Origin of the sequence: Pseudomonas sp. 22072 (assembly GCF_052046095.1) — a bacterium.
GTDB lineage: Bacteria > Pseudomonadota > Gammaproteobacteria > Pseudomonadales > Pseudomonadaceae > Aquipseudomonas > Aquipseudomonas paracarnis.
In genome coordinates this window covers 23,345-37,785 of sequence record NZ_JBQEQE010000001.1, presented here as the reverse complement: position 1 = coordinate 37,785, position 14,441 = coordinate 23,345, and the positions used below count along the sequence as shown (strand labels likewise).

Genomic DNA, 14,441 nt, shown 5'->3' with positions numbered 1-14,441 from the left:
ACTGCCACTCAGAGTTACTGAATGGGTGGTGAAGCCCTTCAATGCTCCTATGTTGTGTTAAGTGTTGGCAGATAATTCCAGACCCCGCCCTAGCGGTCCGGAACTTGAACCCCGAACTTCCCCTCCCCAAAAGAAGTCCGGGGTTTTTTTTGCCCGTAGAAAAGTTACTCGGCGATTTCTGCGCCCTTGTCCGCCAATTCCATCCAGCCGGCCAGTACGGTGTAGGCCTCTTCAAGGCCCATGCGCTTGGGGGCGGAGAACAGCTGAATCGTGATGGTATCGCCCCAGCCCTTACGGATTTCGGACTGCACTTTGAGCAGGGTGTTCTTGGCTGCGCCGTAGGTGAGCTTGTCGGCCTTGGTCAGCAAAATGTGCATCGGCATGCCGCTGGCGACAGCCCAGTCGAGCATCAGCAAGTCGAAGTCGGTCATTGGATGGCGGATGTCCATCATCAGGATCAAACCCTTCAAACTCTCGCGACCGCCCAGGTAAGCCTCAAGGTGACGCTGCCAGTGCAGCTTCAGCGGGATAGGTACTTTTGCATAACCGTAGCCCGGCAGGTCGACCAGACGCCGATCATCGTCTAGCTTGAAGAAATTGAGTAGTTGCGTGCGGCCCGGGGTTTTCGAGGTGCGCGCCAGGCTGGCGTGAGTCAGGGTGTTCAGTGCGCTGGATTTACCGGCGTTGGAACGGCCGGCAAAGGCGACTTCAAAGCCCTCGTCATCGGGGCATTGGTCCACTTTGGCGGCGCTGAGCATGAAGGTGGACTGTTGGCACAGGCCGAGGATGGGGTTCTTGAGTTGCATGAGATTTCCGATGTGGGCGGTGCCGAGAAAGGGTGCGGCAAGCGGTGTCGTTTCCGTTTCAGTAGCGCCAGTATATAATGCCGCAGATTTTGTGTGTGCTTTGTCCCAGCGAAGGATGAGGTTCACGGGAGCGAAAGACCTTTATTGCGCATTAGAACGCAAAACGCTCTCAAACCCTGAATAGGTCGATGTATGGACCGACGGTTGCTCGCTTCTGCTGCCCTGATTCCGCTTTACGGCGCTCAGGCTACACAGGATCAACCGAGTTTGCATGGTCAGGCTGAAGCAGTGCGTGACCCAGGGTTTCAAGGCAATGCCGCCGCGTGGTTTGTGCATGGACTGCAGTACTGAGGATTACCAGGCCGTCATTGATTTGATGGTGAGTAAACCCGGTAGATAACTCTTAAACCCTTAGCCGTAGTTGGATTAGCTGATGAACAAACTGATCGTGAGTCTGCTGTTGACCTTGGGCATCACAGGCGCTGCCGTCGCTGCAGAGGGCCCCGTCAAAGGTGATGCCACTGCCGGTCAAGCGAAGGCCGCCGTGTGTGGTGCCTGCCACGGCCCGGATGGTAACAGCCCGGCGCCGAACTTCCCCAAACTGGCCGGCCAGGGTGAACGCTACCTGAGCAAGCAGATGCACGACATCAAGGACGGCAAGCGCACGGTGCTGGAAATGACCGGCCTGCTGACCAATCTCAACGATCAGGACCTGGCGGACCTCGCGGCGTATTTTGCCAGCCAGAAGGGTAGCGTGGGAGCTGCCGATCCTAAATTGGTCGCCCGCGGAGAGCAGTTGTTCCGTGGCGGTAACCTGGAAAAAGGCTTGCCCGCCTGCACCGGTTGCCACTCGCCCAATGGCGCAGGCAACGCTGCCGCAGGCTTTCCGCACCTGAGCGGCCAGCATGCCACCTACATCGCCAAACAGTTGACCGACTTCCGCAAAGAAGAAGCCGGCCGGGCCAACGATGGGGACGCCATGACCATGCGCACTATCGCTCGCAAGCTGAGCGACGAAGATATCGCAGCCCTCTCCAGTTATATCCAGGGCCTGCACTGACGGGGCTGGGCGTTAACGCTCGATTAATCCCGCGATGCAAGCATAAAAAGGGTGGCTCAGGCCGCCCTTTTTTGTGGCCGCTGCCGTTACACTAACGAACTCATGTCCGCGTAGACCTGTCACAACAAAGGTCGCGTGAGGCGACTTTATTTGTCCAGGAGTAAAGCATGCGTAATCTGATCCTCAGCGCCGCTCTCGTCACTGCCAGCCTCTTCGGCATGACCGCTCAAGCTGCCGATGTGCCGCTTGAAGCCGGTAAAACCTATGTTGAACTGGCTAACCCGGTTCCGGTTGCGGTACCCGGCAAGATCGAGGTGGTGGAGCTGTTCTGGTACGGCTGCCCGCATTGCTACGCCTTCGAGCCGACTATCAACCCATGGGCTGAAAAGCTGCCCAAGGACGTTAACTTCCGTCGCATTCCTGCCATGTTCGGTGGCCCATGGGACGCCCACGGCCAACTGTTCCTGACCCTGGAAGCCATGGGTGTTGAGCACAAGGTCCACAACGCTGTCTTCGAAGCGATCCAGAAACAAGGCAAGCGCCTGACCAAGCCGGACGAAATGGCTGACTTCGTTGCTACTCAAGGTGTCGACAAGGACAAGTTCCTCGCGACCTTTAACTCCTTCGCTATCCAGGGCCAGATCAAACAGGCCAAGGAACTCGCGCAGAAGTACGGCGTGCAAGGCGTTCCAACTCTGATCGTCAACGGCAAATACCGTTTCGACCTGGGCAGCACCGGTGGTCCTGAAGCGACCCTGAACGTTGCTGACCAACTGATTGCCAAAGAACGCGCTGCCAAGTAAGGGGCTCGCCATGCGCCGCTGGGGTACCGAGCGTGTCGTTGGCCTGCATGAACCGCGGGTCAACGAGCATCACCTGGAGTCCACAGGCCTGCCGGCAGACAGCCGCTTGCGCCTGCTCAGTTTCAATATCCAGGTGGGCAACAGTACCGAGAAGTATCGGCATTACCTCACGCGTGGCTGGCAGCACCTGCTGCCCCACAAGGGGCGTACCGGTAACCTGCAGAAAATCGGCGACCTGCTCAGCGACTTCGACTTGGTCGCCCTGCAGGAAGCCGACGGCGGCAGCCTGCGCTCCGGCTATATCAACCAGGTGGAACACCTGGCTCAGCTGGGCGCCTTCCCGTACTGGTATCAGCAACTCAACCGCAACCTGGGGCGCCTGGCGCAGCACAGCAATGGCGTACTCAGCCGCCTCAAACCCACGGCTATTGAAGATCACCCCTTGCCAGGCCCCAAAGGGCGCGGGGCGATCCTTGTGCGTTTTGGCGAAGGCCCGGAAGCCTTGGTGGTGGTGATGATGCACCTGGCCCTCGGGGGGCGTACGCGCAACCTGCAACTGGCCTACGTGCGTGAATTGATTGGTAACTACAAGCACCAGGTGCTCATGGGTGACATGAACACCCATGCCAACGACCTGCTGCAGAATTCTCCGCTGCGCGACCTGGGGTTACTGGCCCCGCAAGTCGAAGCCACGTTTCCCAGCTGGCGCCCGCAGCGCTGTCTTGACCATATCCTGCTCAGCCCAAGCCTCACACTGGAAAGTGTGCAGGTGCTAGCGCAGCCCATTTCCGATCACCTGCCGGTCGCGGTAGAGATTCGTCTGCCGGGTTCGCTCACGGCTGATGCATTACCCGCGTTGAGCCCAGGCCCTCGCGGACCCCTTGCATGAGCGACGACGCCCAGCGCTGGAAAGAGAAATACCTCCAGAGCATCGAGCAACAAGACAAACTCGAACGCCGCTGGGCTGCCCGCCTCGATTTGCTGCGCCGCGGGCTGGTGCGCAGCACGCTGGCCGCTGAAGGCACCGACCGCGCCGTCGATCAATGCATGAAGGAAATGCGCGATGTCGTGCGCACGGACGACATGGACGCTGCCCTCGCCGCTTTACTGCCACGCCTGGAAAAGGCCGTGCTGGATTCGGAGCAGCGCCGCGAAACCCGTGTCGACCAGATCAGCACCGCGCTCACCGCCTTGGTCACCCAGTTGCAAAAGCTGCCGTTGCCCCGCGAGGTGGCTCGCCCGCTGAAAACCTTCGCCAAGCAACTCGATGGTCGCGTGGCACAAGCGCGGGAGATACCCCTGCTACTCAGTGAGCTGAGCAGCCTGCAGGGGCAGGCGCTGAATAATCTGGAGCCTGAAGGCGATACCGCACGCCCAGGCCCGGGCCTGTTGCAACGCCTGTTCGGTAGTAAGGAGGCCGCCAGTGAAGCATTGCCGGTTGACGCTGAGCCACTGCCGGCAATGCAATTGGCAGCGCCAAAGCCTGCAGCGCCCAAACCCGCACCCGAACCGGAAGAACCTGCGCAATCGGAAGAGCTGACCCAAGCCTTGCGTGCCTTTGCACCGCTGTCACCCACACCCGTGGCCTTGAAGGCTGCGCCTGTTGCCGCGGCCGAAGGGCAAGAGGTCGCCAGAGAAACGCCGGTATTCGACGCTCCAGAGCTGCCGTCGATTGCGCCTGCGCAATTACCGGAGCCCGACGTGCAGGCGCCACCGGTTGCGGAGCCTGCTCACGAAAGCGCACTCGCTGCCTTTATCGAACCGCCGCCGGCTCCAGTCGAAACGCCGGATGAGACCACCATCGGCAGCCTGTCGCTGCCCCCCGTGCTGGAAAGCCCCGAGCCTGACGAGCTGCAACCGGACGGCACCTACGCCCTGCCCGATTCGCCTGAACCGTCCTACAGCTCGGTGGCCAAGCACATTGAAGGCACTTTGCTCGGCCTGCTGGAAGACCTTTCCCTGCCCGAACGTCACCAGCCCCAGGCCGAGGCGATGCGTGAGCGTCTCGCCCATGGTTTGAATTGGTACGAACTGCTGCCGATCCTGGATGACCTGGCCGTGCTGATGCTGGCGGTCACCGACAGTGGCCAGCATGAGTTCGAGGCTTATCTCAAGCAGCTCAACGAGCGTCTCGAGGCATTCCAAGGGCATTTGCAGGTCGCCAGCGACGGCCACGCCGACAGCAGCCTGGCCGCGCGGGAGTTGGACACACAGATTCGCGAGCAGGTGGACGGCCTGCAAAGCAGCGTGCAGGACGCCGCCGACCTGGACAGCCTCAAGCAGGTGCTCGAAAGCCACCTTGAAGGCTTGCTCGGCACCATGGATGAACACCAGCAACAGCGTGACCTGCGGGAACAGGAAGTGGCCGCACGCCTCAAAGGCCTGGCTGAACGCGTGGCCCATATGGAGCAGGAGGCCCAGGGATACCGCGAGCACCTGGAGGTGCAGCGCCAGAAGGCCTTGATCGATCCGCTCACCGGGCTGCCCAACCGTGCGGCGTGGAGCGAACGCCTCGATTACGAGGTCAACGCCTGGCATCAGCGCGGTAACAGCCTGTCGCTGGCCATGCTCGACCTGGACCACTTCAAGCGCATCAACGACGGTTACGGTCACCTGGCAGGGGACAAGGTCTTGAAGATCATCGCCAACGTGCTGAGCAAACGCCTGCGGCCGACTGACTTCATCGCGCGTTTCGGGGGTGAAGAGTTTGTGCTGCTAATGCCCGACTCAGCTTTGGCGGATGCGTTGGCCGTGGGTGAACTATTGCGTGAGGCCATTGCAGCGTGCCCGTTCCACTTCAAAGGTGAGCCGGTAACGATCACGGTGTCCATGGGCGTGGCGCAGTTTCAGGCCGGCGAGCGCAGTGACCTGGCGCTCAAGCGTGCCGACCAGGCGCTCTACAGGGCAAAGGCTGCGGGACGTAATCAGGTGCAGGCGGCATAAAAGATGTTCCATTTTGTGATTTGACCGCCTAGCCATGAACCTTACGTTACACTGTTGCATTATCGTCTTTCAGTGTAATACCTCTCGCCATGAAATCCTTGTATATCGCTTTAGCGTTTCTTCTGCTTGCCGGCTGCGCCAGCGGCCCGCGTCTGAACACCAGCCATCCTTCGGTTAACCACGACAACCGCGTGCAGTTCGTTGTGGTGCATTACACCTCGACCAACCTTGAACGTTCCCTGGCGCTGTTGACCCATGGCCAGGTCAGCAGTCATTACCTGATCGGCGACGACGCCTCCGGCACCATCTACAAGCTGGTGGATGAAAGCCAGCGCGCCTGGCACGCCGGGCAAAGCGAGTGGATGGGGCGCACCTGGCTCAATTCCAGCTCCATCGGCATCGAGATCGTCAACCCAGGGTTCAGTGATACGCCGACGGGGCGTGTGTGGTACCCGTATTCCGAAGCGCAGGTGCAGTCGCTGATCGTGCTGCTCAAGGACATCAGCAAGCGCAATGGCATCGACCCCAAGAACATCATCGGGCACAGCGACATTGCCCCACTGCGTAAGCTGGACCCAGGCCCGTTGTTCCCTTGGAAACGCTTGGCGGCAGAAGGTCTGGCCGTGTGGCCGGATGCCCAGGCAGTGGCCCGGTTCCAGGTGCAGTACGCCGCGCAGTTGCCGAGCATTACCTGGTTCCAGGAAGAGCTGGCGCGCCTGGGCTACCAGACGCCGCAGACCGGTGAGCTGGATGTGGCCACAAGGCACGTCATCGCTGCGTTCCAGATGCGCTTTCGCCCGTCATTGTTTGACGGCACCCCAGACGCTGAAAGCGCCGCGATCCTGAAGGCCTTGAATCACCGCTGATGGTGTACAGGTAGGAGCGAGCAAGCTCGCTCCTACAGGGGCAATGCCATATAGAACTGCGTACCCTGCCCTGGCCGCGAGTACACACCCATGCGGCCGCCGTGCAATTGCACGATTTCCTTGCACAGTGCCAAGCCCAGGCCCGCACCGCCCTTCTTGCGGCCCACCTGTACAAAGGGTTCGAAGATCCGCCCTTGCTGGCCGTAGGCAATGCCTTCGCCGTTGTCCTCGACGCTGATAATCACCCGCTCGCCATGCCGTCGTGCCTGCAGGCGAATCTGCCCGCCTTCGGCGGTGTGGCGCAGGGCATTGCCCAACAGGTTGTCGAGCACCCGCTCCAGTTGCACTTGGTCGGCATACAGCCTTGGCAACTCAGGTTGAGCTTCTACCAGCAACTCAATGTGCTGGGCGTTCGCAGGCTCAGCAAACCGAGCCCGTGCGTGCTCCAGCAAGTCGGTGACATCGCACGTGCCCAGGGTGAGTTTCTGCAGGCCGTTCTGGTAGCGCGAAAAGTTGAGCAGGTCGTTGATCAACTGCATCAGGCGCTGCATTTCTTCATTCACCGTATCCAGCAGGTCCGCCTCGCGGGAGTCCGGTGGGAACTTGGCCCGCTCACGGAACAAGCCGAAGGCCATGTGCATGCCGGTAACCGGCGTGCGCAGCTCATGGGAGGCGCGCAATACGAACTCGCTGCGCACCCGTTCGAAGGCGCGCTGTTCAGTCACATCATGCAGCACCATTACGGCCCCGAGAATGTGCCCCTGTGTATGGCTGACCGGGGTCAGGCTGTAGGTCAGCAGGCGCAACTCACCCTCGACTTCCACCTCCAGATCGTCCGGGGCCCGCTCCAGGTTGCCGCCGCGCAGCACCAGTTGCAGCTGTTCATCCATTTCCGCACGACCCATGGCTTCGCCAAGGCCTTGACCCAGCCGCTCCTCATCCCAGCCCAATTGGCGCTGCGCTACAGGGTTGAGGTGCTCCAGGCAGCCTTGGCGATCAATCATCAACAGGCCGTCATCGATACTGTCGAGCACCGCTTGCAGGCGCTGTTGGCCGGCCAGCAGCTCATCGATGTTAGTGGCCTGATGTTGGCGCAACGCTTCGGCCATGATGCCGAAACGGCGGGTCAACAGGTTCATTTCCGCTGCGGAGGAGATCGGCAGCGTGACTTCAAAGTCGCCCTGCCCGATCTTGTCGGCGGCCTTGGCCAAGGCTTCGATAGGACCACCGAAACGCCGGGCGATGCCATGGGCCGTGACGAAACCGATGATCAGCACCGCGAGCCCTACCAGCCCGAGCAGGCCCGCTATCAACAGGGCGCGCTCACGGGATTTATGCTCACTGGTACTGATATTTTCCAGGGCCCGCTTGTGGTCGGCGATCAAGCCGTTGCGCAGTATGTTGAAGGTCTCGGTGAGCTTTTCCTTGCTGCCCGCAGGCGGTGATGTCTGCTGGGATTGGTCAAACGCCTTGAGCAGATTCTGGTAATCCGAGCGTGCCTGGCTGAAGCCATGGTTTTTGCCGTCGACCTGCTCATGGGCGATGCCCTGGTCCAACAGATCGAAATAATGCTGCGTGGAGGCTTGCAGGGCGTCTGGGTCGGGACGCTTCTCCAGCATCATGATCAACTGGTCGCCCAGGCTCTGACGCAATTTGAGCCCCAGGTCCAGGGTGATGAAATTACTGCGGATCAGCGATTCCTGGGTCTTGGCCATTTGCATGACGCTGACCAAGCCCAGGACCAACCCCAGCAAAGCCACGGTAATCAAGGCTGAGATGCTCAGGAATAACCGGGTGCGCAGTTTCATCGCGAGCTTCATAAGGTCCTGTTCAAAGGTTGTACTGCTTGCGTTTGCGGTACAGCGTCGACGCATCGATGCCGAGTGTGCGGGCCGCTTGGTCCAGTGTGTCGCTGGTCGCAAGTACGGCGCCGATATGGGCTTTCTCCAGCTCGTCAAGGCTCAAAGCCGACCCGATACGCGGTGCATTGTTGGTCGGTTGCTCAGCCATCCCCAGGTGGCTGATCTCAACCTTCTCCTGGGGGCAGATGATGCTGGCGCGTTCCACTACGTTGCGCAGTTCACGAATATTGCCGGGCCAGCGGTAGTTCAGTAGCGCTTCGCGGGCATTATCGCTGAAGCCGCGCGCCGGGCGTGCGTATTCCTTGACGAAGCGGGCAAGGAAGCGGTCAGCCAGGGTCAGGATGTCTTCACTGCGTTCGCGCAGCGGGGGCAGGTGCAAGGTGATGACATTCAGGCGGTAGAGCAAGTCTTCACGGAAACGGCCATCGCGCACCATGTCTTCCAGGTTCAGGTTGGTGGCTGCGAGGATGCGCACGTCAGCGCGGCGGGTGACTGGGTCGCCCACGCGCTCATACTCTTTGTCTTGGATAAACCTCAGCAACTTGGGTTGCAACGTGAGGGGGAAATCGCCGATCTCGTCGAGAAACAGCGTACCGCCGTCCGCCTGATTCACTCGGCCCAGGGTGCTTTCACTGGCGCCGGTGAATGCGCCGCGGCTATGGCCGAACAGTTCGCTTTCCATCAGTTCGGCGGTCAGTGACGGGCAGTTGATGGTCACGCAGGACTTCTTCGAGCGCTTGCTCCAGCCGTGTATCGCCCGGGCCAACTCACCTTTACCGGTGCCGGACTCGCCGAGAATCAAGATATTGGCGTCCGTCCCGGCCACCTGCCGCGCGGTTTCCAGCACCACCATCATTGCCGGGCTATGGGAGTCCAGGCCGTCTTTGGGCTGGCGCACCTCGCCTTCCAGCGCTTCCAGCCGCGCAGAGAGCTGACGCACCTCCAGCTGTTTGGCCGTGGCCAGGCGCAGTTGGTCAGGGCTGCAAGGCTTGACCAGGTAGTCGGCGGCGCCAGCCTGGATGGCGTCCACGGCGGTATCCACGGCCGAATGGGCGGTCACAATCACCACGCGCATCCACGGAGCCTGCACGCGCATCTGGGCCAGCACGTCCAGGCCATTGTCCTCGCCCAGGCGCAGGTCGAGGAAGCACAGGTCGAACACCTGACGCTGCATCAGGGCATCGGCCTGGGCGGCGCTGTTCGCGGTGGCGACGGTGTAGCCCTCATCTTCCAGGCAATAGCGGAAGGTGCGCAGGATCGCGGATTCGTCATCCACTAAAAGAATGCGGCCTTGAAGTTCCTTGGCTGAATCCATCTGTCCCGCACTCCTTAACTATAAATGTGATGGTGTTTAGTCCCGGAATAATCGGGCAAGTTGCATGGTTTATTCTGATTCATAAAAGGCTTCTTCGTGCAGCTATCTGCGCGCCTTCCTACAGACGACGTCTGAGGGCATTTTCCCTTCCTTTCACCCTTCGATCCTTCGATGTGTGCGCTGGGTGTCTGGTTCCGACCCCCGACCATCGTGCATTTCGCACGGCCTGCAAGGAGGCATCGTGCAGGATGCTAGGCGACGAATCTATCGAGCAAGTGTAAATGCTTGATTTTATTGTGTTTTATTTTGCAATAAAGCTGGCATGCACTCTGCAATATCTCCCCCAAGAGCGTCATGAACGAATAATCAGAATGCGGGAGTAATGCAGCATGACTCGCCAAAGCCTCAGCCAATTGCGTGTATCGCCGCTGCGCTTGCAGCAGGGCCTGTTCGCCAGCCTGGCCTTGATGGTCACGTTGATTGCCGGCCAGCAGTTGCAGCATTGGCAGGAGCGTGCGCAGCCAGCCCCGCAATTTGAACGTCCTGTCATGACCCAGACCCATTTTCGTTCCATTGGCAGCGCCAGCGCCGATGTGACTGCCCCGCAATTGAGCCTGGTAGACCAGGGTTCCACTCTGGACGAACTGCCGACCCATGACCGTTGGGTGTTCTAGGCAAAAAATGTCGCTCGTGTTGAGCGGCTGCACGGTATCACCGCTGTTACCCCTATAGAAGCATAAGGAGAATCACCATGTTGAGTTGGGCAATCACATTTCTGATCATCGCCATTGTGGCCGCAGTTCTGGGCTTCGGTGGTATCGCTGGCACCGCCACCGGCATCGCCAAGATCCTGTTTGTGGTCTTCCTGGTGATGTTTATCGCTTCGTTCTTCTTTGGTCGCAAAGGCCGAGGTTGAATATGGTCAGCCTGCCTTTTAAAGCCCTTGCTGCCGCCCTGCTGTTGGGCGGCAGCGGCCTGGCCATGGCCGCCAACGACGGCCAATCCCGGGCTAACGAATTGCTCAGCGCGGATCCGCAGTACCGTGAAACCTGGCAAGACGTGGTGAAGAAAGAGGAACGCCTGCCTGAATGGGTGATGAACCTGTCGGGCACGGCCGAGCAAATGAATGCCGTTGAGGAAGATGGCGACAAGTACTTGGTCGGGCCGCTTTGCGAAACCGCAGACAGCTGCCTGAACAAGCGCCTGATCGTTGCCTTCAGCCTCGACAAGGAAGATGCCTACGCCATGTTGGTGGAAGTCCCGGCGGGTTTGCCAGCGGACAAGTCCCCGACACGGCACGCCGATTACCGTTTCCTCGGTAAGCCGGACGAGGGTATGCAAAAGCTGCTGATGGAACAGCTCAAGAAAGATCCGAATTGGTACTAGGTTCCGTCTGACGGAGCCGGCGTCCATAGAAGGAAGCCCTTGTGCTTCTTTCTGTTTGCATCGCTCCTTGAGTGATGCATGACCAGGGGGCCGGGTTGCTCTGATCGATCAGGATCGGCGTGACCTACGGGTACAGGGAGTACCTGCGCAAGGGCCGGGTCAGGCGAAAAGCTGCGACGCAAGTTCACAAGACCTCAAGCTTGCTGAACTTGCGGCGGGCTTACGACTCTCATTCCCGCGTTTCATGCCGCCTATAGCCGCAGTTTTGTTTTTTGCGTCTGGCCAACCATTACCGGATATGTCGGTGTGACCATCTATCGAGAATTTTTCAATCGCGCTATAGGATCTTTCCGGCCCTAGGTGATGGATTTCTCAGACATTTCTGCCAGCCAATCGAAGTCGTCCAGTATCTCTGCGCGAGCCTGATTTGGCTGCTTAACGGCATATTCACCCGCTCGAATGGCGGATACGAACTGACCGTTTGGACAAATATTTTCAAAAAAAGCCATGCCGATTCGGCATAGGGTAGGCGTTTACGGCATTAGACGTCGCTCCCTTGCATGGGAATAGTTGCGCCTTTTTTCGCCTGCCAGTAAGCCATTTCGGCCACGCTGCGGTGACCTTCCATGGAGGCAGATGCACACACTTTTTCGCTTTCGAGCGTTGCAGCTGGCGCATTTGCCGTAAGTCCACTTGAAGCAAGGGTAATGACATGAAGAAGGCAAAGCTAAGCCTCGCCTGGCAGATCCTCATCGGTTTGGTACTGGGCATTGCAATCGGTGCCGTGCTCAACCATTTCAGTGCTGAAAAGGCCTGGTGGATCAGCAATGTGTTGCAGCCGGCGGGCGATATCTTTATCCGCCTGATCAAGATGATCGTGATCCCGATTGTGATTTCTTCGCTGATCGTCGGCATTGCCGGTGTAGGCGACGCGAAAAAGCTCGGTCGTATCGGCGTCAAAACCATCCTCTACTTCGAAATCGTCACCACCATCGCCATCGTGGTGGGCCTGTTGCTCGCCAACCTGTTCCACCCAGGCGCTGGCATCGACATGAGTACCCTGGGTACCGTCGATATCTCCAAGTACCAGGCGACTGCCGCCGAAGTGCAGCATGAACATGCGTTCATCGAGACCATCCTCAACTTGATCCCCTCGAATATCTTCGCCGCTGTTGCCCGTGGCGAGATGCTGCCGATCATCTTCTTCTCGGTGTTGTTCGGCCTGGGCCTGTCGAGTCTCAAGCCTGAACTGCGCGAACCGCTGGTGACCATGTTCCAGGGCGTGTCCGAGAGCATGTTCAAAGTCACCCACATGATCATGAAGTACGCGCCTATCGGTGTATTCGCGCTGATCGCGGTGACGGTCGCCAACTTCGGCTTCGCCTCGCTGCTGCCGCTGGCCAAGCTGGTGATCCTGGTTTACGTCGCGATCCTGTTCTTCGCCTTCGCGGTCCTGGGTTTGATCGCACGCCTGTTTGGCTTCTCGATCCTCAAGCTGATCCGCATCTTCAAAGATGAGTTGGTATTGGCTTACTCCACCGCCAGCTCCGAAACCGTGCTGCCGCGTGTGATCGAGAAGATGGAAGCCTACGGCGCGCCGAAAGCGATCTGCAGCTTCGTGGTGCCGACCGGCTATTCGTTCAACCTCGACGGTTCGACCCTGTACCAGAGCATCGCGGCCATCTTCATTGCCCAGCTGTATGGCATCGACCTGTCGATCGGCCAGCAACTGATGCTGGTACTGACCCTGATGGTGACCTCCAAAGGTATCGCCGGCGTGCCGGGCGTGTCCTTCGTGGTGTTGTTGGCGACGCTGGGCAGCGTGGGCATCCCACTGGAAGGCTTGGCGTTTATCGCCGGTGTCGACCGTGTGATGGACATGGCGCGTACCGCCCTGAACGTGATCGGCAATGCCTTAGCCGTACTGGTTATCTCCCGTTGGGAAGGCATGTACGACGACGCCAAGGGCGAGCGCTACTGGAATTCCCTGCCGCACTGGCGCAGCAAGGAAGCCCTGCCTACGGCACAAGCCACCCGTAGCTGATTGCAGATTGATCGAAAACAAACCCCGGAAAATTCCGGGGTTTGTCGTTTCTGCCAGCCCCGTTATCATTCGCCCCATCTTTCGGGGGACTTATCTGATGCTCAATGGCCTGTGGCTTGGCTTCTTTGTCGTGGCAATGGTGTCAGCACTGGCGCAATGGCTGGTGGGCGGTAACGCCGGGATCTTCGCGGCGATGGTCGAAAGCATTTTCGCCATGGCCAAATTGTCGGTGGAAGTCATGGTGCTGCTGTTCGGTACCCTGACGTTATGGCTGGGCTTTCTGCGGATTGCGGAAAAAGCCGGGATCGTCGATTGGCTGGCCAAGGCCCTCGGCCCGCTGTTTCGCCGCCTGATGCCTGAAGTGCCCGCCGGGCACCCCGCGATAGGTTTGATCACCCTCAACTTTGCCGCCAACGGCCTGGGCCTGGATAACGCCGCCACGCCCATCGGCCTGAAAGCCATGAAGGCGCTGCAAGAGCTCAACCCCATCCCCAATACGGCGACCAACGCTCAGATCCTGTTCCTGGTGCTCAACGCGTCCTCGCTGACGCTGTTGCCGGTGACCATTTTCATGTACCGCGCCCAGCAAGGCGCCGCGGACCCGACGCTGGTGTTCCTGCCGATCCTGCTGGCCACCAGCGCCTCGACCCTCGTGGGCCTGCTGTCGGTGGCGGTGATGCAGCGTCTGCGGCTGTGGGACCCTGTGGTGCTGGCCTATCTGGTCCCCGGCGCGTTGATGCTTGGTGGCTTCATGGCGCTGCTGGCGACCCTGTCTGCCACAGCGCTGGCCGGTTTGTCGTCGATCCTGGGCAACCTCACGCTGTTTGGCCTGATCATGCTGTTCCTGGTGATCGGTGCGTTGCGCAAGGTCAAGGTGTACGAGGCCTTTGTCGAAGGCGCCAAGGAAGGCTTCGACGTGGCCAAGAACCTACTGCCCTATCTGGTGGCGATGCTGTGTGCGGTTGGCGTGTTGCGTGCCTCGGGCGCCTTGGAGTTCGGCCTGGAAGGGATTCGCCATGTGGTGGCCTGGACTGGCCTGGATACGCGCTTTGTCGACGCTCTGCCGACCGCAATGGTCAAGCCGTTCTCCGGCAGTGCGGCACGGGCGATGCTGATCGAGACCATGCAGACCCAGGGTGTGGACAGCTTTGCGGCGTTGGTGGCGGCGACGATACAGGGCAGTACTGAAACCACGTTTTATGTGCTGGCCGTGTACTTCGGCTCGGTAGGCATCCAGCGGGCGCGGCATGCGGTGGGATGTGCGTTGTTCGCGGAGTTTGCTGGTGTGGTCGCGGCTATTTTGGTGTGCTACTGGTTCTTCGGTTAAGCATGAGCCGCACCCTGTAGGAGCGAGCT

The 14,441-nt window shown here is 59.7% G+C and carries 13 protein-coding genes and 1 pseudogene; 11 read left to right on the top strand and 3 right to left on the bottom strand.

Annotated features, from left to right (window positions below; translation table 11 throughout):
- Positions 1–164: 164 nt before the first annotated feature.
- Complete coding sequence (yihA, locus tag ACTJLA_RS00175) at positions 165–806, bottom strand: ribosome biogenesis GTP-binding protein YihA/YsxC (RefSeq protein ID WP_003187369.1); 642 nt, start codon at positions 804–806, stop codon at positions 165–167.
- A 192-nt stretch (positions 807–998) separates the two neighbouring features.
- On the opposite strand from yihA, the pseudogene ACTJLA_RS00170 reads away from it, so the two are divergent.
- The 6 genes and pseudogenes from ACTJLA_RS00170 to ACTJLA_RS00145 all read left to right on the top strand — a co-directional run bounded on the left by ACTJLA_RS00170 (position 999) and on the right by ACTJLA_RS00145 (position 6,478).
- Positions 999–1,206: pseudogene (locus ACTJLA_RS00170) on the top strand (cytochrome).
- Between the two features lie 33 nt (positions 1,207–1,239).
- Positions 1,240–1,866: a c-type cytochrome gene (locus ACTJLA_RS00165; protein WP_014716340.1), complete on the top strand. Its 627-nt coding sequence runs from the start codon at positions 1,240–1,242 to the stop codon at positions 1,864–1,866.
- Between the two features lie 167 nt (positions 1,867–2,033).
- Complete coding sequence (gene dsbA / locus ACTJLA_RS00160; RefSeq protein ID WP_003187375.1) at positions 2,034–2,669, top strand: thiol:disulfide interchange protein DsbA; 636 nt, start codon at positions 2,034–2,036, stop codon at positions 2,667–2,669.
- A gap of 10 nt (positions 2,670–2,679) precedes the next feature.
- Positions 2,680–3,558, top strand: a complete 879-nt coding sequence (locus ACTJLA_RS00155; RefSeq protein WP_197900076.1) for an endonuclease/exonuclease/phosphatase family protein — start codon at positions 2,680–2,682, stop codon at positions 3,556–3,558.
- Positions 3,555–5,612: a GGDEF domain-containing protein gene (locus tag ACTJLA_RS00150; RefSeq protein WP_054897231.1), complete on the top strand. Its 2,058-nt coding sequence runs from the start codon at positions 3,555–3,557 to the stop codon at positions 5,610–5,612. Before ACTJLA_RS00155 ends, ACTJLA_RS00150 begins: the two co-directional genes overlap by 4 nt.
- An 89-nt stretch (positions 5,613–5,701) precedes the next feature.
- Positions 5,702–6,478 (top strand): N-acetylmuramoyl-L-alanine amidase, encoded by a 777-nt coding sequence (locus ACTJLA_RS00145; protein ID WP_054897230.1) that lies wholly within the window; start codon positions 5,702–5,704, stop codon positions 6,476–6,478.
- 32 nt (positions 6,479–6,510) lie between these two features.
- Here ACTJLA_RS00145 and ACTJLA_RS00140 read toward each other — a convergent pair whose 3' ends face one another.
- Positions 6,511–8,298 (bottom strand): ATP-binding protein, encoded by a 1,788-nt coding sequence (locus ACTJLA_RS00140; protein WP_054920898.1) that lies wholly within the window; start codon positions 8,296–8,298, stop codon positions 6,511–6,513.
- 10 nt (positions 8,299–8,308) lie between these two features.
- Entirely contained in the window at positions 8,309–9,655 is a 1,347-nt protein-coding gene (algB, locus tag ACTJLA_RS00135; RefSeq protein WP_089041588.1) for a sigma-54-dependent response regulator transcription factor AlgB, read from the bottom strand.
- A gap of 389 nt (positions 9,656–10,044) precedes the next feature.
- Here algB and ACTJLA_RS00130 point away from each other — a divergent pair, with 389 nt between their 5' ends.
- The 5 genes from ACTJLA_RS00130 to ACTJLA_RS00110 all read left to right on the top strand — a co-directional run bounded on the left by ACTJLA_RS00130 (position 10,045) and on the right by ACTJLA_RS00110 (position 14,412).
- Entirely contained in the window at positions 10,045–10,329 is a 285-nt protein-coding gene (locus tag ACTJLA_RS00130; RefSeq protein ID WP_089041589.1) for a hypothetical protein, read from the top strand.
- Positions 10,330–10,406: 77 nt separating this feature from the next.
- Positions 10,407–10,571 carry a DUF1328 domain-containing protein gene (locus ACTJLA_RS00125; RefSeq protein WP_003187386.1) on the top strand — a complete coding sequence of 55 codons (165 nt, stop codon included), beginning with the start codon at positions 10,407–10,409 and terminating at the stop codon, positions 10,569–10,571.
- A 2-nt stretch (positions 10,572–10,573) separates the two neighbouring features.
- Positions 10,574–11,041: an inhibitor of vertebrate lysozyme family protein gene (locus ACTJLA_RS00120; protein WP_089041590.1), complete on the top strand. Its 468-nt coding sequence runs from the start codon at positions 10,574–10,576 to the stop codon at positions 11,039–11,041.
- Between the two features lie 712 nt (positions 11,042–11,753).
- A complete protein-coding gene (gene gltP, locus ACTJLA_RS00115) occupies positions 11,754–13,085 on the top strand; it encodes a glutamate/aspartate:proton symporter GltP (RefSeq protein ID WP_003187390.1) in 1,332 nt (443 codons plus the stop codon).
- A gap of 97 nt (positions 13,086–13,182) precedes the next feature.
- The gene (locus ACTJLA_RS00110; RefSeq protein WP_314547251.1) at positions 13,183–14,412 is read left to right on the top strand and encodes a nucleoside recognition domain-containing protein; all 1,230 of its coding nucleotides are present in this window, start codon (positions 13,183–13,185) and stop codon (positions 14,410–14,412) included.
- The last annotated feature ends 29 nt before the right edge of the window (positions 14,413–14,441 follow it).